This window comes from Deefgea sp. CFH1-16 (genome assembly GCF_016881365.1).
In the GTDB taxonomy this organism is placed as follows: domain Bacteria; phylum Pseudomonadota; class Gammaproteobacteria; order Burkholderiales; family Chitinibacteraceae; genus Deefgea.
Genome location: NZ_WLYT01000001.1, coordinates 1211753 through 1232321, shown reverse-complemented (window position 1 = coordinate 1232321; position 20569 = coordinate 1211753). Strand labels below are relative to the sequence as shown.

19 protein-coding genes and 2 pseudogenes are annotated in these 20569 nt (G+C 48.2%); 20 read left to right on the top strand and 1 reads right to left on the bottom strand.

Features of this window, described 5'->3' with window-relative positions:
* Positions 1–4 precede the first annotated feature (4 nt).
* The 20 genes and pseudogenes from purD to GKO28_RS06620 all read left to right on the top strand — a co-directional run bounded on the left by purD (position 5) and on the right by GKO28_RS06620 (position 19488).
* Positions 5–1279 (top strand): phosphoribosylamine--glycine ligase, encoded by a 1275-nt coding sequence (purD, locus tag GKO28_RS06710; protein ID WP_182075744.1) that lies wholly within the window; start codon positions 5–7, stop codon positions 1277–1279.
* Between the two features lie 260 nt (positions 1280–1539).
* A complete protein-coding gene (locus GKO28_RS06705) occupies positions 1540–1809 on the top strand; it encodes a FeoA family protein (protein ID WP_182075743.1) in 270 nt (89 codons plus the stop codon).
* A complete protein-coding gene (locus tag GKO28_RS06700; protein WP_203563976.1) occupies positions 1806–3137 on the top strand; it encodes a ferrous iron transporter B in 1332 nt (443 codons plus the stop codon). Before GKO28_RS06705 ends, GKO28_RS06700 begins: the two co-directional genes overlap by 4 nt.
* On the top strand, positions 3124–3570 hold the full coding sequence (locus GKO28_RS06695; protein WP_203563975.1) for a nucleoside recognition domain-containing protein: 447 nt from the start codon (positions 3124–3126) through the stop codon (positions 3568–3570). Before GKO28_RS06700 ends, GKO28_RS06695 begins: the two co-directional genes overlap by 14 nt.
* Before the next feature lie 80 nt (positions 3571–3650).
* Positions 3651–4904: a glutamyl-tRNA reductase gene (gene hemA, locus GKO28_RS06690; RefSeq protein WP_182075742.1), complete on the top strand. Its 1254-nt coding sequence runs from the start codon at positions 3651–3653 to the stop codon at positions 4902–4904.
* A 360-nt stretch (positions 4905–5264) separates the two neighbouring features.
* Positions 5265–6345, top strand: a pseudogene (prfA, locus tag GKO28_RS06685) (peptide chain release factor 1).
* Between the two features lie 127 nt (positions 6346–6472).
* Complete coding sequence (locus GKO28_RS19440; RefSeq protein WP_247646405.1) at positions 6473–6754, top strand: hypothetical protein; 282 nt, start codon at positions 6473–6475, stop codon at positions 6752–6754.
* Complete coding sequence (locus tag GKO28_RS06680; RefSeq protein WP_307838959.1) at positions 6679–8361, top strand: RNB domain-containing ribonuclease; 1683 nt, start codon at positions 6679–6681, stop codon at positions 8359–8361. The genes GKO28_RS19440 and GKO28_RS06680 overlap by 76 nt, the downstream gene beginning before the upstream one ends.
* A gap of 233 nt (positions 8362–8594) precedes the next feature.
* On the top strand, positions 8595–9050 hold the full coding sequence (locus tag GKO28_RS06675) for a hypothetical protein (protein WP_203563974.1): 456 nt from the start codon (positions 8595–8597) through the stop codon (positions 9048–9050).
* A gap of 351 nt (positions 9051–9401) precedes the next feature.
* Positions 9402–9782 (top strand): aspartate 1-decarboxylase, encoded by a 381-nt coding sequence (gene panD, locus GKO28_RS06670; protein WP_182075740.1) that lies wholly within the window; start codon positions 9402–9404, stop codon positions 9780–9782.
* Positions 9783–9923: 141 nt separating this feature from the next.
* A pseudogene (gene hemF, locus GKO28_RS06665) lies at positions 9924–10834 on the top strand (oxygen-dependent coproporphyrinogen oxidase).
* Between the two features lie 261 nt (positions 10835–11095).
* Entirely contained in the window at positions 11096–11464 is a 369-nt protein-coding gene (locus tag GKO28_RS06660) for a response regulator (RefSeq protein WP_182075739.1), read from the top strand.
* Positions 11465–11517: 53 nt separating this feature from the next.
* Positions 11518–11808 (top strand): STAS domain-containing protein, encoded by a 291-nt coding sequence (locus tag GKO28_RS06655; RefSeq protein WP_182075738.1) that lies wholly within the window; start codon positions 11518–11520, stop codon positions 11806–11808.
* Positions 11801–13960: a chemotaxis protein CheA gene (locus GKO28_RS06650; protein WP_182075737.1), complete on the top strand. Its 2160-nt coding sequence runs from the start codon at positions 11801–11803 to the stop codon at positions 13958–13960. The genes GKO28_RS06655 and GKO28_RS06650 overlap by 8 nt, the downstream gene beginning before the upstream one ends.
* Positions 13961–14065: 105 nt before the next feature.
* Positions 14066–15652: a methyl-accepting chemotaxis protein gene (locus tag GKO28_RS06645; protein ID WP_182075736.1), complete on the top strand. Its 1587-nt coding sequence runs from the start codon at positions 14066–14068 to the stop codon at positions 15650–15652.
* Positions 15653–15662: 10 nt separating this feature from the next.
* Positions 15663–16259 carry a chemotaxis protein CheW gene (locus tag GKO28_RS06640; protein ID WP_247646404.1) on the top strand — a complete coding sequence of 199 codons (597 nt, stop codon included), beginning with the start codon at positions 15663–15665 and terminating at the stop codon, positions 16257–16259.
* Positions 16246–16485, top strand: coding sequence for a hypothetical protein (locus GKO28_RS06635; RefSeq protein ID WP_203563973.1), 240 nt, complete (start codon positions 16246–16248; stop codon positions 16483–16485). Before GKO28_RS06640 ends, GKO28_RS06635 begins: the two co-directional genes overlap by 14 nt.
* Positions 16486–16516: 31 nt before the next feature.
* Positions 16517–17059, top strand: a complete 543-nt coding sequence (locus tag GKO28_RS06630) for a CheR family methyltransferase (protein ID WP_307838958.1) — start codon at positions 16517–16519, stop codon at positions 17057–17059.
* A gap of 173 nt (positions 17060–17232) precedes the next feature.
* The gene (locus tag GKO28_RS06625) at positions 17233–18294 is read left to right on the top strand and encodes a chemotaxis response regulator protein-glutamate methylesterase (protein ID WP_203563972.1); all 1062 of its coding nucleotides are present in this window, start codon (positions 17233–17235) and stop codon (positions 18292–18294) included.
* Positions 18295–18303: 9 nt separating this feature from the next.
* Positions 18304–19488 (top strand): EAL domain-containing protein, encoded by a 1185-nt coding sequence (locus GKO28_RS06620; RefSeq protein ID WP_182075732.1) that lies wholly within the window; start codon positions 18304–18306, stop codon positions 19486–19488.
* Positions 19489–19516: 28 nt separating this feature from the next.
* Here the strand turns inward: GKO28_RS06620 and GKO28_RS19435 are convergent, their stop codons facing one another.
* Positions 19517–20503 carry a methyl-accepting chemotaxis protein gene (locus GKO28_RS19435; protein WP_182075731.1) on the bottom strand — a complete coding sequence of 329 codons (987 nt, stop codon included), beginning with the start codon at positions 20501–20503 and terminating at the stop codon, positions 19517–19519.
* Positions 20504–20569 lie beyond the last annotated feature (66 nt).

Below are 20569 nucleotides of genomic sequence, written 5' to 3'. Positions count from 1 at the left end.
AGAAATGAATATCCTCGTCATTGGCTCAGGTGGCCGTGAACATGCATTAGCTTGGAAATTAGCCCAATCTGAGCGCTCGACTAAAGTATTTGTCGCGCCAGGCAATGCAGGGACTGCACTCGAAAAAAATCTCACCAATGTCGCAATCACCGCTATTCCAGAATTGATTGAATTTGCTAAAGCTGAAAACATCCAGCTCACCGTCGTCGGCCCAGAAGCGCCGTTGTCGCAAGGGATTGTGGATGCATTTCGTTTGGCTGGGCTGAAAATTTTTGGCCCAACTCAGGCAGGCGCTCAGCTCGAATCATCTAAAGACTTTGCTAAAGCCTTTATGCAACGCCATGGCATTCCAACTGCGGATTATCAAACTTTTGCCGATGCTGCGGCAGCACATGCGTATATCGACGCTAAAGGCGCACCGATTGTGATTAAGGCGGATGGCTTAGCGGCAGGTAAAGGTGTCGTGGTTGCGATGGACTTGCTCGAAGCCCATGCGGCGGTGGATGCAATGTTGTCCGACAATCAATTTGGCGACGCCGGTGCTCGCGTGGTGATTGAAGAATTCCTTACCGGTGAAGAAGCCAGCTTTATCGTGATGGTCGATGGTAAAAACGTATTGGCGATGGCCTCCAGCCAAGACCATAAGCGTTTGCTTGACGGCGATCTAGGCCCGAACACCGGCGGCATGGGCGCGTATAGCCCAGCACCCGTGGTAACGCCAGAAATCAACGCGCGCGCAATGCGTGAAGTAATCTTGCCTACCGTGCAAGGCATGGCCAAAGACGGCATCGAATACACTGGATTTTTGTACGCCGGTTTGATGGTGAGCCCTGATGGTTCGCTTAAAACACTGGAATTTAACTGCCGCTTTGGTGATCCAGAAACTCAGCCGATTATGCTGCGCTTGAAGTCAGACTTTGTGACTTTATGCGAGCACGGCGTGAATGGCACGCTCGATCAAGTTGAATGCGAATGGGATCGTCGGGTGGCCTTGGGCGTGGTGATGGCCGCGGCCAATTACCCTGAAACTCCGCGCAAAGGCGATGTGATTACCGGTTTGCCAAGTGATTTAGAAGACGGTCATGTGTTCCATGCTGGTACTACGCTCAATGCAGCGGGTGAGCCAATCACCAGTGGCGGCCGTGTATTGTGTGTTACCGCATTTGGTGAAAACTACAAAATGGCGCAAAAACGCGCGTATGAAATTTTGGCCGATATTCATTTTGATGGCGCGCAATATCGTACCGACATTGCATGGCGAGCGATTAATCGTAAATAAAGCATTGCGATCCATGCAAAGTAAAAAGCGGCCTTGGCCGCTTTTTTTACGCTATAAAATGTTGTTACTAAAATAAATCGGCGTTATTCACGCCGATGGCTGCGCAACGCGTGATTAATTTTGGCGATACAGCGAGGGTTATTCGCGCTTTATTTTTTGGTTGCGAGCGGGTTCTGAATCGTGCTTTGTTGATCGTTGTCAACGAGAAGTCAGCCATACAGTGTGATATTATGAATCATTCTCATTGCGGATTGGCGACTATGCGTGCTCTCTCTCAGCTCGATTTAAACCAACGTGCCGTGGTACACACCATCAGTACGGATGTTGATTTACAGCCACGGTTGTCGGCGCTGGGTTTGCGTGAGCACAGTGAAGTTACGGTGATTCGCCGGGGTTGGCTGGGTGGTCCCTTGCATTTGCGAGTGGGCAATACTGAATTTATGCTGCGCCGCGCTGATGCCGCGTTGATTCAGGTGCTGCCGATTGCATCGACGGTGGTCGTGCTGAATCAGGCTGAGGTTTTAGTATGAAGCGGGTCGCCCTCGTTGGCATGCCCAATACTGGAAAGTCCACTTTATTTAACCGCCTCACCGGCGGCACTGCTCGCGTGGCCAATTGGCCGGGCTTAACGGTGGAATTGGCTTCCAGCCGAATTTTGCTCGGCGCTAATATGGTGCAAATTTTTGACTTGCCGGGGATTTATGATTTAGTCGGCGGCGCTGAGGACGAGCATGTCGCCCAGCGTTTTTTGGCTGAAGCCAAGCTCGACGCCATTGTATTGGTACTCAATGCCACGCAACTCGATCGCCAGTTGGCGCTGGCATTGCAGCTCAAAGCCTTAGGGGCGCCGCTGCTGATTTGCCTCAATATGCAAGATGAAGCCAAACGCGCCGGTATCTCGATTGATTGCGCTTTGCTGGCCAAGGAATTGGGCTGCGCAGTGCAATTAATTAGCGCCAAATTGGGCGCGGGCCTGAATGAAGCCAAGCAGCAATTAAATCAACTGATGTCGCAAGCCAGTGTGCAGCTTGATTTAGCCAATGTACCGGCGGCCAGCGCCATGCATGCGCAAGAAAAACGCCTATTTCAAGCCGCAGTGCAGCAGCCACCAACGCTGGCGCTGGATACGACGGCGCAAGTTGATCGCTTTGTGCTACACCCTTGGTTGGGTTTGCCGCTGTTTATTGTGGTGATGTTTGGTTTATTCCAACTCACCTACGCCATTGGTACGCCGTTGCAAGACACCATGGAAGCGGGATTAGTTTGGCTTAAAGACAGCTTTTTATTGCCTGCTACGCAATCGCTGCCGGCTTTTTGGCAAGGTTTGATTGTGAACGGCGTGTTTGATGGCGTCACCACGGTACTGACTTTTGCGCCGATTATTTTCTTGTTTTTCTGCTTAATGTCAGTGATTGAAGACTCGGGATATTTTGCCCGTGCCGCGTTTATGATGGACGGCATTATGAGCCGAATGGGCCTCGATGGCCGTGGTTTTGTGATGCTGATGATGGGTTTTGGCTGCAATGTGCCGGCGATTATGGGGACGCGGGTGATTCGCGATCATAAAGCCCGCTTGCTCACGATGCTGACGATTCCATTCTCATTGTGCTCAGCGCGCTTGCAGATTTTCCTCTTTTTGAGTGGGGCTTTGTTTAGTCCGGCGAATGCGCCATGGGTGTTGTTGTCGCTGTATATCATCAGTATTTTGGTGGCGATGGGCACTGCGGTGTTATTTCGCTCGCACTTTCAATCCAATGAGCCATTTGCGCTGGAATTACCGCCTTATCGTTTGCCATTGCTGAGCCATATCTGGCGGCGGGGTTGGGGCGAGGCGCGCGACTTTTTTGCGTTTAGCTAGCACCATGATCGTCATTGGGGTGGTGTTAGTGTGGTTACTGACTAATTTTCCTAATCCACAACACAGTTATGCCTTGATGGTGTCTGATTTTTTCCAACCGGTATTGTCGCCGATTGGCATTGATTCGACCTTGTCGATTGCGCTGATCTTTGGTTTTGTTGCCAAAGAAGTCGTGCTCGGCGCCTTATCGGTAATTACCGGCCATGATGGTACGGCGCTGGCAACGCAGCTTGCGCACACGCTTGATCCGGTGTCGGCCTATAGCTTTATGCTGTTTACGCTGACGTATATTCCTTGCGTTTCAGTGATTGCGGCGATGAAAAAAGAATCGAAATCGACGGCATTTACTGCGTTTTCGCTGGTTTGGTCTTTGGGCTTGGCGTGGACGATTTCCTTTGTTTTTTACCAGTCAGCGCGACTGCTGAATTTTTAATCGCGTTCTACTCCTTTAGTGTGGCGTGAAGTGGGTGTTTTCAGGGTAAAATGGCGGGTTTTGCAACCCGCCATTTTTTCATGAACCTGCTCGTCCTCGGCCTTAACTATCAAACTGCACCGCTTGCGGTACGGGAGCGGCTGGCCTTTAATCCGGATGAGTTGCCTTCGGCATTGGCCGACTTAGTCGCGCTCAAAGGCGTGTTTGAAGCTGCGATTGTCTCCACCTGTAATCGAACCGAGCTGTATTGCCACGCTCGCGATATCGAGCAAGTGATGTATTGGCTTGCAGACAACAGAAATCAAGACTTGGGTAGCATTACCTCCCATATGTATATCTATGAAGGTGAAGCTGCGGCGCGGCATGCTTATCGCGTGGTGTCGGGTTTGGATTCGATGGTGGTGGGTGAAACGCAAATTGTTGGCCAATTTAAAGATGCCGAACGATTGGCGCGAGATGCCGGCACCTTGGGGACTTTGCTCAATGGGGTGTTTCAACGGGCGTTTTCCGTGGCCAAAGAAGTTCGCACGCGAACGCAAATTGGCGCGTCATCGGTGTCGATGGCCGCCGCTGCGGTTCGTTTGGCCGAGCGTATTTTCCCTTCGATTAGCGATTGCAAAGTGCTGTTTATTGGTGCTGGTGAAATGATTGCACTGTGCGCCACGCATTTTGCGGCACAAAACCCTAAAAAAATCGCCATTGCCAATCGCACGCTCGAGCGCGGTCAAGTGCTAGCGCAGCAATTTAATGGCGAAGCGATGTTGTTGGCCGATTTACCGGCCAGAATGGCCGAGTTTGACGTGGTGGTTACGTCCACTGCAGCGTCCTTACCGATTGTGGGCAAGGGCATGGTCGAGCGTGCTTTAAAAGCGCGCCGTCATCGACCGATTTTTATGGTCGATTTGGCCGTGCCGCGTGATATAGAAAGCGAAGTCGCCGATTTAAGCGATGTGTATTTATTCACCGTGGACGATTTGGCCGAAGTCGTCCGCCAAGGGATGGCATCGCGATCGTTGGCGGTAGAAAGCGCCGAAGCGATTATCAGCGAGCGCTTGAGTGATTTTAATACTTGGTTAGCCAGCCGTGCTTTGGTGCCGACGATTCGCGATTTACGCGATCATTCTGAGCGCATTACCCGAACTGAAGTCGCCAAAGCGCAAAAACGCTTGGCCGCTGGTGCTGATCCCAGTAGCGTGATCGAGCAAATGGCGCAGCAAATGAATAATAAATTTTTGCATACGCCGCTCGCTGCGCTCAATAGCGCCGCGCCAGATGAGCAAGAAGCTTTGGTGAATTTAGTTCGCCGTTTATATCGATTACAAGATATTGATTAAAAGCCGGGAGTGGGGAGTGGGGAGTATATGAATATAGCCTTTTAGGGTTAAGGGTTATATTCATATACCTTCGTATTGTCTGGCCTTGGTAGCAAACTGTTGATTTGTGTTGATTGTATTTAGGCGCGGTGTGGATTTCGCGGTTAATCCTTTGAGGATGCGCCGCATGCCTGTTCTGGATGAGGGATGATCGTGTCGGCGTGATACCTCGCTTTACCGCTGAGCAAGCCGTTTTCGTTTAAAAAACGAATGGGTTTATTCAAGATTTGCCTAAATCGACCCGAGTAAACCTTATATTTAGCATTGGTTTGAGTTCTGCGAGGTTTTAATCTTGCATGTAGCTCGCCTTATGGAAACCGCATGAAACCATCAATTCAAGCCAAATTATCGCAATTGGCTGATCGTTTAGAAGAAGTTAGCGCTTTATTGGCGTCTGAAGAAGCCACGCGCGATATGGACCAATATCGCAAATTAAACCGTGAATACAGCGATATCACCCCGGTGGTTGAGTTGTGGCACGAATTTAATCGCATCAATGCCAATTTGGCCGATGCTGAGTTGATGCTGTCTGATCCAGAAATGGCTGAATTGGCCGCGGAAGAAATCAAAGACGGTAAATTGCGCCTTGAGCAGCTCGATTATGATTTGCAAACCGCGCTACTGCCTAAAGATCCGAACGACGAGCGCAATATTTTCCTTGAGATTCGGGCTGGCACGGGCGGCGATGAAGCGGCGTTGTTTGCGGCTGATTTATTCCGCATGTATAGCCGCTACGCCGAGCGTAACCGCTGGCAAGTTGAAATCATGTCGGTGAATGAATCTGAGCTCGGTGGCTACAAAGAAGTGATCGCGCGCATTGTTGGGCAAGGCGCGTATTCGCGACTGCGTTTTGAATCGGGCGCACACCGCGTACAGCGGGTGCCAGCGACGGAAACGCAAGGGCGGATTCATACCTCGGCGTGTACTGTGGCGGTGATGGCCGAGGCTGATGAGATGGAAGAAATCAATATCAATCCAGCCGATTTGCGGATTGATACTTACCGCGCCAGTGGGGCCGGTGGTCAGCATATTAATAAAACCGACTCGGCAGTGCGTGTGGTGCATATTCCGACCGGCATTATTGTTTGAGTGCCAAGACGACGATCGCTCGCAACACAAAAATAAAGCCCGGGCGTTAGCGGTGCTGTCGGCGCGAATTAAAGACGCGCAAATGCAAGAAATCAACGCCAAAGAAGCTGCCGAGCGCAAATCGTTAATCGGCTCGGGCGACCGCTCGGAGCGCATCCGCACGTATAATTATCCGCAAGGTCGGATGACCGATCACCGCATTAATCTGACCTTATACAAACTCGATTACATCATGGATGGCGATTTAACTGAGCTAACACAAGCCTTGATGAGCGAGCGCCAAGCCGAATTGCTGGCGCAACTGAGTGATTAGCAGAAAACCTTTTACCACAGAGACACTGAGGCACAGAGAAATTAGATTCAACTTAGGTTGTGATTTCTCTGTGTCTTTGTGCCTCTGTGGTTCGAAATTTTTTTAGATTTTTTTGGCGCGCGCATAAATGAATGTATTTTACGAAGAAGATGGCAGCTTTAAGGTTGCAACGATCCAAGACGAGCAGCCAGCGAGTTTGCAAGTCGAAGATACCCGCGGTAAGCGCAGCAAAATCAAGGCCGCCAATGTCTTGCTCAAGTTCGATAAAGTCGGTTTGGATGACTTTTTCAAAGCCGCCCAAAGCGAAGCGGCCGACGTTGATGTGACTTTATTGTGGGATGCTGCGGTGGCGACGAGCTCAATTTTGCCGCGATTGCCGCTGAGTATTTTGGTAAAAATCCAAGCTTAATTCAGCAAGCGGCCGCCGCGATCGCACTGCACGCTGCGCCGATGTACTTTTATCGTAAAGGTCGCGGTAACTACAAAGCCGCGCCAGAAGAAAACCTCAAAGCGGCGCTCGCCGGTTTAGAGCGTAAACAGCGTGAAGCGGAGCAAATGGCGGCATGGCAAGCAGAATTACTAGCAGGTATGTTGCCAGAAGCCTTTAAGCCTATCCTCTCTAAGCTAATACATCGCCCAGACAAAAACGGTTTGGAATACAAAGCCTTGGCGCAAGCAGCAGAAAGCGCGCAAACCTCGACTTTGCGTTTACTGGATAAAGTTGGTGCGATTCCGAATATCGCGCAATATTTCCTCGATGGCTTTTTGGTGGAACATTTCCCTAAGGGACGTGGTTTTGCTGAATTTGAGCCGGTGAATGCACAGACTAATATATTGCTAGCGGATTTACCGATTGCCGACGTAAAAGCGTTCTCGATTGACGACGCCACCACCACTGAAATCGACGATGCGTTCAGTTTGCAAAAATTGAAAAACGGTAACTGGCAGGTCGGCATCCATATTGCCGCGCCCGTGTTGGGGATTGCGCCAGGCTCAGCGCTGGATCAAGTGGTACTCGATCGCCTGTCAACGGTGTATTTCCCCGGCGACAAAATCACCATGTTGCCCGACGATGCAGTAGATGTGTTTACGCTAGAAGAAGGTGCGGCGCGCCCAGCGGTATCGATGTATTTGGAAGTGTCGCTTGGCTTTGATATTTTGAGCTACCGCTCAGTGATCGAACGCGTGCCGGTGGTGGCCAACTTGCGCCACCATGATATCGAGCCGTATTTCAACGAAGAAACCGCCGGTCAAGACGGGCCAGATTATCCGTGGAAAGACGAGCTCAATTTCTTGTGGCATTTTGCTGGTGCACTGGAAGGGCGTCGCGGTAAGGCCGATCAGCCGCAGCAAACGCGGATGGATTACAACTTTTATATCGACCGCGATGTGGTGGATGGCGACGTGATTGATGGCGTGGCGAGCGAAAAAGTACGCATCGTGCCACGCAAACGCGGCGCGCCGATGGATAAACTGGTTGCCGAGCTGATGATTTTGGTCAATAGCCAATGGGGTAAAGAGCTGCGCGACGCGCAAATCGCCGGTATTTATCGCTCGCAAGGCGGTGGCCGCGTGCGCTTGTCAACACAGGCCACAGCACATGCGGGTCTTGGCGTGGAATGCTATATGTGGTCGAGCTCGCCGCTACGCCGTGCTGTGGATTACATTAATCAACAGCAATTAGTGGCCATGCTGCGCGGCGAAAAACCGCGCTACCAAAAAAATGACGCTGAATTATTCACCGCGATTTCCTCGTTTGACGCCGCTTATGCCGCTTACGCGGAATTCCAAGATAAGATGGAACGCTACTGGTGCTTGCGTTTCATGGAGCAAGAAAACCTAAAAGACTTTAACGCGCAAGTGATTAAAGAAAATCTGGTACGCATTGACGGTATGCCTTTGGTGCTGCGTGTCGGTGGTCTGCCTGAATTGCCGGCAGGAACTACCGTCGCCTTGCAACGTCTAAATATTGATTATCTGGAATTAGCCGTCGAGATGCGTGTAGCAAGAATGTAAAGCGCAGTCACCGAGCGAGTGTTAGGCTCGCTGGTTTTGCCTGATTGACGCTACGCGTGGTGCTGGCAAGCTTTACCAGAATATTTTCTTGGCTTTCTATTGCTTGCCATCAAGCTTTTGCACTAATACTGTTAAATTGACTTCAGCGCCGTTAATGATCACGGCGTTGCTGATTTGGAATACGTGAATTTCGTGGCCGCGTTTAACAATTAAACGCCTACTCACAAGGAATAATGATGCAGCCTAACCGCCGGCTCAGTGATTTTTTACCGTTGAAATTTGCCAACGGTAATCAAGTAAAGCAATTCTCTAAGCCCTGTGTTCGTTGTGGCACGATGCTCGACGCCAAACAAATGAATGGCATTGCGCGTTTGGTGGAAAACCATATTGCGATTGCTGCAACAGCGCAATGCCCAAAGTGCAGCGAAAACTTTGGCGTGGCTTGTGTGATTAACCCCGATAAGCAAGTGAAACGGGTGGTGTTGCCGCGCGTGCTATTTAATTTGTATTTACGCGCTTTGCCGGTGCAAAAAGGCGAAGTGAGCGCTCAAGCTACGTTCAATCGTGGCGGTGTTACGCCGTTGCCTGAAGTGCGTGATGCCATGGAAGACGCCGCCGAAATCGCTCGCCAGCAAGCCAGTAGCAAGCAAGTAAAAGCGCGCGATATCGTTCGTTCCGAAGAAGGCTAGGGCGTTTTAACGAAAAAGCGATTCCAGCTTGGCTATTACTCGATGGCCAGCGTTTTGACTTTGAACGCATCGCCCCCAATGCTCAAGTGGGCGAAGGCGAATTTTTGCTCGATGGTTGTTTAATTTATCGCGCCAAAGCCTAATTGATTCTGGGCGCTCAGTCACTGTCAGTACCAGCAGTGAGGCAGGGAGAGACAGGGCGATCAGAAAGTTTTTGCTTTACTACTTACATTGGGCATTTTCGCCAATGCAATTTATAATCGAGCCCTATTTTAAATGCGCTTAAGTGAACGCTCTGTTTAGGGCACTTGGTCCACCCTTTCGGTATGACCTGCAGCGCGGGAGAAAACCATGCAACGCAATATGCTCAAGTCCAAACTGCACCGTGTAACGGCAACGCACGCCGAACTGCATTATGAAGGTTCGTGCGCGATTGATGAAAATCTACTCGATGCCGCCAACATTCGTGAATATGAAGCCATTGATATTTGGAATATCAACAACGGCTCACGTTTCTCGACGTATGCCATTAAAGGCCAACGTGGTTCAGGGATTATTTCAGTGAATGGCTCAGCAGCGCGCCATGCACAAGTGGGTGATTTATTGATCATTGCAACTTTTGCCGATTACGACGACAGCGAACTGGCCGACCATCAGCCATCGTTGATTTATGTCGATAGCAATAATCAAATGACGCACAGCAAAAATGCAATTCCAACGCAGCAGCTTTGATCGCCAACTGGCCGCGGATTAAACGCTGCGACCTTGCCTTTCAGGGCCAAATCCCCTTTCGCCGGTGTTGCCAAAGGGGATTTTTTTTGCGCTCGGATGGCTAAAACAGAATGCCCGTCAGCTCAATGAAGGAATGATGGAATGAATATCACTGCAGTAAAAGAATACCTACTGACATTGCAACAAAATATCGTCGCGACATTAGAAAACATCGATGGCTGCTGTTTTCAAACCGATCGTTGGCAGCGTCCAGAAGGTGGCGGCGGCATTAGCCGAGTGATCGAAAACGGCGCGGTGTTTGAGCGTGGTGGGGTGAATTTCTCGCATGTATTGGGCGCGACTTTACCGCCATCGGCGAGCGCGCATCGGCCGGAACTCGCTGGCTGTGCTTGGGAAGCGATGGGCGTTTCATTGGTGCTCCATCCGCGCAATCCGTATATTCCAACAGTGCATATGAATGTGCGATTTTTTATCGCGCAACCCGCTGCTGGCAGTGACGCTGAACCGGTGTTCTGGTTTGGTGGCGGCATGGATTTAACGCCGTATTATGGCCACCGCGAAGATGCGTCGCATTTTCATCAAACCTGTCATCAAGCGTTAGCGGGGTTTGGCTCTGATTTATACCCGCGCTTTAAAGACTGGTGTGACCGGTATTTTTATTTAAAACATCGCCAAGAAGCGCGCGGCATTGGTGGGATTTTCTTTGATGATTTTTCTGAGCTGGGTTTTGCACAAAGTTTTGCGATGATGCAATCGGTGGGCGCGATGCCTTTTTACCGGCGTATACCCCGATTGTGGCGCGCCGCCGTGATTTGGAATACGGCCAGCGTGAACGCGATTGGCAAGCATATCGCCGTGGTCGTTATGTTGAATTTAATCTGGTTTGGGATCGTGGCACTTTATTTGGTTTGCAGTCGGGTGGTCGCACTGAATCGATTTTAATGTCGATGCCACCCATGGCGGCGTGGCGTTATGATTATCATCCTGAAGTGGCTTCGCCAGAAGCCGCATTATTAAACGATTTTTTACCGATTCAGCACTGGTTAGCATAAAGCAATGTGGCGGGACAATTGCAATTCAATCCCGCCAGTTTTATTTATGACGCAATATACCTTTGCGCCAATTCATCGTTTGATTCTCTTGCTGCTGGCTGCAGCACCCTCCCTTCGTTAGCGCGCTAGCTTTGCGCCAGCCAACGACCTGCTTGACTACTTACTTGTTTTATTTCAGCTTGCGATAAGAGAAAAGTAAGCTAATTTAATAGCTGTGTATCAATTCCTGAGTTAGCGGCATTTTTAGGCAAAGGGTATCGCATGGCGAAGACCATTTTAATTGTTGATGACTCATCAAGCATGCGACAAACCGTGGGTATGGCGCTGAAAAAAGCCGGTTATGAGGTCGTGGATGCCTGCGATGGTCGTGATGCGCTCACTAAGCTTGATGGCCGTAAATACAACCTGATTATTTCGGATGTCAATATGCCGAATATGGATGGGATCAGTTTTGTTAAGGCCGCGAAACTGTTGGCAAATTATCGGTTTACGCCGGTGATCATGTTAACCACCGAATCAGGTGAAACGCTTAAAAATGAAGGGCGTGCTGCCGGTGTCAAAGCTTGGGTGGTTAAGCCGTTTCAACCTGCACAAATGCTCGAAGCGGTGCAAAAACTGATTCTGCCTTAAATGTGATTTTAAATTGGCTTGAATCTCGATGAGAACAAAATGGTGAATCAGCAATGACTGAACTTATTTTGAACGGCGAACAAACCATCTACCAAGTGCGCGACACTTATCAGCAACTCAAATCGATCATGAATGAAAGCAAAGGTTTATCTTTGTTTTTACCGCAGATTCAAGAGTGTGATTGCACTTTTGTGCAGTTGTTACTCTGGGTTAAGCAAGAGGCCGAGCGACAACAGCAGCCATTGCAGTTGTTGCAACCAACAGCAGAATTGGTCGAACTAGTGAGTTTATTGGGTTTAAGCGATGAGCTCTTCGCGGCAAATCAGGAGATGCCCAATGGATGATGAAGGACTACAGGGATTCATTGATGAAGCCAATCAGCTGTTGCAGCAAATGGAGCATATTTTACTCGACGCTGAAAACGCCCAAGGCAATATGGATCTGCTTAATGCGCTGTTTCGGACGATGCATACGATTAAAGGCTCGGCGGGCTTATTTGCGCTGGACAATGTCATTCAATTTACCCACGAAGTTGAGAACGTACTCGATTTATTGCGAAAAGGTAGCATTCAGCTCGATGAAACTTTGGTGAGTGTCATGTTGGGTTGTCGTGACTATGTGCAAAGCATGGTCGATACGCTGAGTAATGCAGCAATTATTCCTTCGCCTGATGATCGAGCCGTTTTACTGGCTGATTTGCAGCAATATCAAGTCAAAAAAACGCTGGCTACGTCCAGTGTTCAAGCCAAGGCGCTTGAAGTCGCGCCACCGCTTCAAGTTGAAACTAGCCCCAGTTGGCTGATCTTTTTGGGTTTTGGCCCAGACTTATTGCGCCATGGTTTGGATCCCGCCAGTTTCCTTCGCTTTCTAGCACGGCAAGGTCGTATTGAAAGGGTATTATCATTAATTGATACGCAGTTAAACGCGAGTGATTTTGATCCCGAACATAATTATCTGCAATTTGCAGTGCGCTTTGCAGGCGACACCACTGCAGCGGCTTTACATGATGTATTTGAGTTTGTGCGTGAAGATAGCTTGATTTTGATAGCGCCACTGGCTGAGGCCCACGATTTTTTACAGCTGCAAACCGGGCAAATTCCTGATGATGTGTGGGAACAAATTAATGCCGCGTGGGTTGAATTAGGCCTAGCGCCGCTTGAGGCAGAAAACCTAGCGCCAAATGTTTCATCGAGCATGAGTCGCTTAGCGCAGGATGCCAGCGCGGAGCTGGGCGGAGGTAAAAAAGTTAAAACCGAAAAAACCGGTGAAACGGTCTTTTTACGGGTGGAGGCTGAAAAGCTCGATAGCTTGATTAATTTAGTCGGCGAATTGGTGATTTCTGGTGCCGCAGGTAATTTACTGGCTAAGCAAAATGGCGCGATGGCTTTGCAAGAATGGAGCTTGAGCATGAGTAATTTGATTGAGCAAATTCGCGCCGGCGTGCTGTCGATGCGAATGGCGCAAATTGGTGAAGTGTTTCAGCGCTTTCCTCGGGTGGTGCGAGATGTGGCTAAAGAATTGGGTAAAGACATTCATTTGGAAGTCACTGGTGCGGAAACCGAGCTCGATAAATCCATGATTGAAAAGCTCTCTGATCCTTTGATGCATATCGTTAGGAATGCAATGGACCATGGTATTGAGTCCAAAGAGGCAAGGATCAAGGCCGGTAAGCCAATACATGGCACTGTTTATCTCAATGCTTATCATGAATCAGGCAGTGTGATGATTGAGGTCAGTGATGACGGCGCGGGGTTACGTCGCGATAAAATTTTCGCCAAAGCGCTCGAGTGTGGCTTGGTGAGTGCTGATGCGCAATTGTCGGACCAAGAAATATTCAGCCTGATTTTTGAGCCGGGTTTTTCGACCGCCGATCAAGTGACTAATTTGTCGGGTCGCGGGGTTGGGATGGATGTGGTGAAAAAAAGCATTGATGCGTTACGCGGTCATGTGATGGTTGATTCGGATATCGGCGTGGGCACGGTAATACGAATTCGTTTACCGCTAACCCTTGCCATTATCGATGGTTTTTTAGTTCGTAGTAGCAATGCTACTTATGTGGTGCCATTGGAGTCGGTCATTGAATGTATTGAATTACCCGATGAATTAAAAATTGACGGTAGTTTGGATCATTTAAATCTACGTGGTGAATTATTGCCTTTATTGCGCTTATCTCATTTTCTTGAATTGGAGTCGAGCGATCAAGAAATTGAGCGTGCCAATGTGGTGGTGATTCGCGCCAATGAACGAAAAGTCGGTTTAGTGGTGGATGCTTTATTGGGGGAGTTTCAAACGGTGATTAAGCCTTTAGGTGCTTTATTTCAGCATTTAAAAGCGATTGGTGGCTCAACGATTTTAGGGAATGGGCAAGTGGCATTGATTTTAGATGTTAATGAGCTGGTTCAGCATGTCACGCTGCGCGATGCTGAAATTTTTAGTTTTAATCATGAATTGGCCACTCGGTCAGCAATACATAACCATAACCATTTGGCATTTTGATTGTGTTTGCGGCCAGCGCAGAACCAAGGAGAAAGCGATGAATTCAACTAAAAATATGAGTATTGCAATGCGGCTAGGTCTTGGTTTTTTGGCTCGCTGGTGGTGATGCTACTGATTTGTGTTGTGGTGGCGGTGCAGGGGCTGGCGCAAATTAATAATGATCTCGATGATATTGTTAAAGTCAACTTTGCTCGCAATAATTTGTATGGCTCGATGGTGGAGCATCTGCAAGAAATGCGCGTGCTCAATCGGCAAACGGTACTTGAATTGGATGAATCTAAGCTCAAAGGCTTAGAAGATAAATATCAGGCGGCGAAAAAATCCTTTTTAGTATCATATACGGCTTTTAATCATTCAATGGAAGTGCGCGATGGCCAAAATTCACGCAAAGAAATTGAGATTCAAAATCAATTAAAAACTTTAATTCCTCCAGCGTTTGAGTTGTCAGATAAGGTTCAAGCGTTAGGCTTGCTCAATAATAATGACGAAGCGAAAGTAGTTTTAGAGCAGGTCATTGTTCCAATGAATGATTTACTGCACACAGTTCGCGATTTAGGCGATGAGCAAACGCGCTTAAGTCTAGCTGCAGGTAAAGTGGCTGCTGATAACGTAGACAACACCAAATGGCTATTGGTCACGGTGGCACTGGTGGCACTGCTTCTTTCAGTTGTGATTAGCTGGTTGATTATTCGCTCGATTACGCGAGCTTTAGGTGGCGAACCGTATTACGTACAAGCATTGATGTTTGAATTGTCGAAAGGTAATTTAATGATCGACGTCGCGGTGCGTAATGAGGATAAAACCAGCTTGGCGTATGGTATTCGAACCATGGTTGAACGTTTGCGCGGCATTATTGTTGAGGTAAAAAGCAATACCGACAATATGTCTGCCGCTTCAATGCAGTTATCGAGCACCTCACAAAGTCTATCGCAATCGTCAAGTGAGTCGGCGGCCAGTATTGAGGAAACCTCATCTTCGATCGAAGAAATGACCTCATCCATTAATCAAACCAATGAAAATGCCCGCTTAACTGAAAGCATTGCCACTAAAGCTTCCCGCGAAGCCTCAGAAGGTGGTGCAGCGGTACGCGAAACCGTCGAAGCGATGCGTAAAATCGCCGAACGTATCCGCATCGTCGATGATATTGCCTACAAAACCAATCTATTGGCATTGAATGCCGCGATTGAAGCCGCGCGTGCCGGTGAGCATGGTAAAGGCTTTGCCGTGGTGGCTGCCGAGGTGCGTAAATTAGCAGAACGTAGCCAAGTTGCAGCGCAAGAAATCAGTTTGGTGGCCAGTAGTAGCGTGGCATTAGCTGAGCGAGCAGGTGGTTTGCTCGATGAAATGGTGCGTTCAAGCACTAAAACCGCCGATTTAGTGCAAGAAATTGCCGCCGCCGCCAATGAGCAAGCTAGTGGGGTTGGGCAAATTAATGGCGCGGTTCAGCAAATCAATAGCTCGACCCAAGCCAATGCGTCAGCCAGTGAAGAGTTGGCCGCAACGGCTGAAGAAGTCAGCACGCAAGCAGGCAATCTACAAGATGTGATGGGATTTTTTCAAATTGATAGCACTAGCCACCGTAGCAGCTATGTGCCATCCGTTAAGGGAATAAGTAAAAAACGATCACCAGCAAAGCCTCAGCATGCACCCCAATCATCTGGTTTAGATGAAAATGATTTTGTCCATTTTTGAGAGGAGGTGAATGATGGGGGCGCTCGCATTAATCAATAAAACGGCCGGTAAAAGTGATGCAGAAGTCCAAATGCAAAGCACCGAGCAATATCTTTCATTTCAACTGGGGGGAGAAACATTTGCAATTGGCATTCGCTCGATTCGAGAAATTTTAGAGTATGAATATTTGACCGAAGTGCCGATGATGCCGGATTTTTTACGCGGGGTCATGAATTTGCGGGGTGCGGTGGTGCCGGTAACGGATTTGGCCTTGCGTTTTGGTCGAGCTCGTACCGAGCTGGGTCGGCGCACTTGCGTGGTGATTGTTGAAGTTTTAGACCCTGAAACGGACATGACGCAGTTGATTGGCGTTTTAGTCGATGCGGTCCATGAAGTATTAACTATTGCGCTCGATGATATCGAAAGAGCGCCGCAATTTGGCAGTAAATTACGCACTGAATTTATTTCAGGCATGGCGTGTGTGGAAAATCGCTTTATCGTGTTATTGGATATTTCTCGGGTATTGTCAGTTGAGGAAATGTCGATTTTGGCAGGCATTGAGCATGATGGGGAGATGCCAAAAATGGATGAGAGCCAGGCCCATGAAGAGCCCCATGCAATTAAATGATGCCACATTTGCTCGATTTAGTGCGTGGATGCGCGAACAATCGGGCATGTATATGCCAGAGAGTAAAAAAACCTTAATACAGCAGCGCTTACTAAAACGTTTAACTGCAAGACAATTGAGTTCGTACGAAGCGTATTTACGGATGTTGCAAGATCCTGATGAAGTACAAGAGCAAGAAATTGCGGTGGATTTATTGACGACTCACGAGACTTTTTTTTTTTCGTGAGCGCAAACACTTTGATTGGATGCAGCATGAAGTGGCGACGTGGCCTAAAAATCACTCACTCAATGTATGGAGCGCAGCCTCATCAACTGGGGAAGAAATCTGGAGTATTGCCATGATTTTGGCGCACCAGCTCGGTGAACAAGCTGATTGGCATGTGCTCGGGAGTGATATTAGTTTGCGAGTGATTGCGCAGGCGAAAACAGCGCACTATTCACTCACTCGAGCCGATGGCATTCCTAGCACATTGATGCGCAAATATTGTCTTAAAGGTGTGGGCAAGCAAGAGGGTTCCTTATTGATTGCGTCGGTACTGAGAAATAAAGTGGGATTTAGGCAAATTAATCTTGCTGTGCCATTGCCTGAGATTGGCTTGTTTGATTTTATTTTTTTAAGGAATGTACTGATTTACTTTGATAGCAATGGCAAACAAGACATATTAAGCCGAGTGGTTAAAAAACTAAAAAGTAATGCATATTTATTAGTTAGCCACTCTGAAAGTCTGTACGGGTTGAGTAATGATTTAAAACTAGTTAAGCCTGGTATTTATCAATATAAGTCGATAGTGGATGTTTAAAGTTTGGATTTTTGTTGTTTGTATCAATAATGAAAAATGCTGGCTATATAGCTCGCTATCAATCTTTTGATTAATAGTCGTTATTTTTTATTCTGATTGTTCAAGTTCTAGGTATATAAAATAAATCGACATTAGAATAATTTAAATTGCTACGATATTTATCGGATAAAAATATGATTAAGGTCATGGTTGTTGATGATTCGGCGGTAATTCGTCAGGTGGTCAGTGCAATTTTAAATGCAACTGTAGATATTCGCGTGATCGATTCTGCGCCTGATCCTGTTTATGCCCTTGAAAAAATGAAAAAAGACTGGCCCGATGTATTGGTGCTGGACGTTGAGATGCCCAGAATGGATGGGATCACTTTTTTGAAGCAGCTAATGCATGATCATCCAACCGCAGTGGTGGTTTTATCCTCGCTTACCACGCAAGGATCGGCCACCGCGATTGAGGCCTTGCGCGCAGGGGCGGTGCAGGTTTTGGCTAAATCTAGCTTAGGGGTAAAACAGGCGCTGCTGGATGACGCCGCTAGCTTGGTTAGTGCCGTTCGAGCCGCAGCAAGGGCCAAAGTGTCGTTGCTAAAACCAAAACCAGACACATCGGCCATTGTCGTTCGCCCTAAATTATCCGCCGATGTCGTGATTGCGCCACCGACTCAGGGCGCGATGCTGCAAACGACAGAGCGTATTGTTTTATTGGGGGCTTCTACGGGAGGAACACAGGCTTTGGAGGAGGTGTTGAAAAAATTATCCCGCACCTGCCCACCGATTGCAATTGTGCAGCATATGCCCCCTAATTTTACTGAATCATTTGCTAAGCGTTTAGATCAGCTGTGCGATATCGATGTGCGTGAAGCCAAGCATGGTGATCGATTATTACCCGGTTTGGCGTTGATAGCGCCAGGTGGCAAGCACTTGATGATTAAACGCAGTGGCGCTCAGTATCTGGTGGATGTCGTTGATGGTCCATTGGTGAGTCGGCACTGTCCTTCGGTGGATGTGTTGTTCCGTTCTGGCGCTAAATTTGCTGGCCGTAATGCCATTGGCGTGATTATGACGGGAATGGGCGATGATGGCGCAAAGGGCTTAAAAGAAATGCAAGAGGCCGGAGGGCGAACATATGCCCAAGATGAGAACAGCTGTGTGGTTTTTGGTATGCCTAAAGAAGCCATTAAATTGGGGGCGGCCGATGAAGTGCTGCCATTGTCGAGAATTTCTAGCGTGATCGGCGCTTAAGGAGCCATTGTGTCAACAACAGTGATGGTGGTGGATGATTCTTCGGTACAGCGGCGACACGCGGTTAATTTGTGCCGAGAGCTGGAATTGGAGGTGATTGCGACGGCGGACGATGGCTTGAATGCTTTGTTGCAATTAAAAGCGCCGACGTTAAAGCCTGATTTAATCTTACTCGACTTAGAAATGCCGGGCGTGAATGGTATCGGTTTACTCAAAGAGCTGGGGCGTAGCCGCCAACAAGCGGGCATTTTAGTGGTGAGTTCTAGAGAAACTGTGTTGTTGTCTTCTTCCGTGGTTTCTTTAGGGCGTAGTGATGGTTTGCATATTGTGGGCTCAGTACAAAAGCCATTGACTGCCGATTTATTGCGCGCAGCTTTAAGTGGATTTTCTCCACGGACCAATGCCGCCTTGAGTGCGGTATTGCCGGCTGATTTAATTGCTGCAATCAATGCCGGTTTAATTGGTTTTGCTTATCAACCACGGATTAATTTGCATAGTCGAATGTTACAAGGGCTACGTTTGGTGCCAACGTGGGACGACTCCGTTTTTCCGGGGCAAAATCGCGATGTATTGATTGAGCAATTGTATGCATTGCCGCAATTTACCGTGCTGGCGCAAAATTTTATGACTCAGGCGCTTAATGATCTGGCGTCTTGGCAGCGACATGGATTGCGGTTGGCAATGAATATTCCTTTGCCTTTTGCAACTTTTGCCGCCTATACCATGGCCCCTACTTTTTTAAGCGAAATTGATGCATTACAACTGCCAGCAAGCTCAGTCATATTAGAAGTGGCTTGTTGGGTAGGGCGTGATGATGCGGCAAGTATTTTGAACACTTTATTGCAATTAAGAATTAAAGAGGTGGGTATTGCCTTGTCGATCGATCGTGGGCAAGGGTTTACTTGGCTCGAAGAGCAGGGCCAGCTGCCTTTGAGCGAATTTCATTTATCCGCCGGTTTGATTGAACGTGCTCAACACCAGGAACTTAGTCAATTTTTGATTAAATACAGCATTCAACTCGCGCATGATTTATCGCTGAAAACCTATGCCAGCAATGTCACGACGGCAGCGCAGTTACAGCGCTTGGAAGATGCAGCATGTGACTATGTTTCGGGCGTGATGATTGGAGAGTTAATCACTGCAGATGAAGTGCCGAATTGGAGTAAACAGGCGGCGCTACGCGGTAAAGTGTAATTCATTGTGCGAATGGAATTACGCGGATTTAAAAATAATCAATTCCTGCCTTTATCGCGGCGCTCTGGAGGGACATGCCAGAGTGTAGCGTTCTTTGCTCATCGGTGGTGTAGCTCAATTCTAGCTCATTTAACCACTGGCTTTGTGCTGGTAACGGGCTTTGCTTGGCCAGTAACTGTTGTAATTTATCCATATCGCCTTGTACATGTCCCATGATTTGCCCCATTCGATCTTGGTACTGTAAGTGAAGCAAAACTTCGTGGATTTCTTGTTCGACAGCTTGGCTTTCGGTATTAAGTTGTTGCACTGTTTGGTTCAATTGTTCTGCCGTTTGATGAAAGCTGAGTACGACACTATCAATAATATTTTTTGACTCTCCGATTATGCAAGCTTCGATAAGAGATAAATTCTTAGCCGCAGTTAAAGCGCCTTCTATCGTGGCATTGATCGAATCGACTTTGCTGCGAATATGCTGACCGGTTTCGCCAGAGAGCGTTGACAATTTACGGACTTCATCGGCGACCACCGCAAACCCCCGACCTGCTTCACCAGCCCGAGCCGCTTCAATCGCGGCATTCAGTGCCAATAAATTAGTTTGCCCCGCGATTTCAGCCACTGAAGTCGCCATTTGTTTCAGCTCAATATTAAATTGACCTAAGTCTTCTAGCTCAAGCAATAGCGCGGCGCGATCTTTGAGCACTTGCTCGAGTGCTTGAATAATATTGTTCAGTTGCGCCTCAGAGCGATGGATGGTGGCAATGACATTACCGCCATGTGCGCCATCTGAAGCCAAACGAATTGAGCCACCTAGGCTATCGATAATATCCGCAAAATGTTGCGCTAATTTATTCACTGCCTCTTGGCTTTGATCGCGCGCCAAGCCTAAATTGCGCTGCCACAGTGGCAGCAAATCAACCAGCAATAAAGGTAAATCACTGTGAATGGGGGGCGGCGAAGTCTCGACGTGTTGTTGTGTTTGATTTTGCTGTTGGCCAATGAGCAATGCGCCAGCCATTAGTAAGCCAAGTAATAGTCCTTGCCACCAAACTGAAGCAATTAGGCTGCTAATTATGCAATTTAT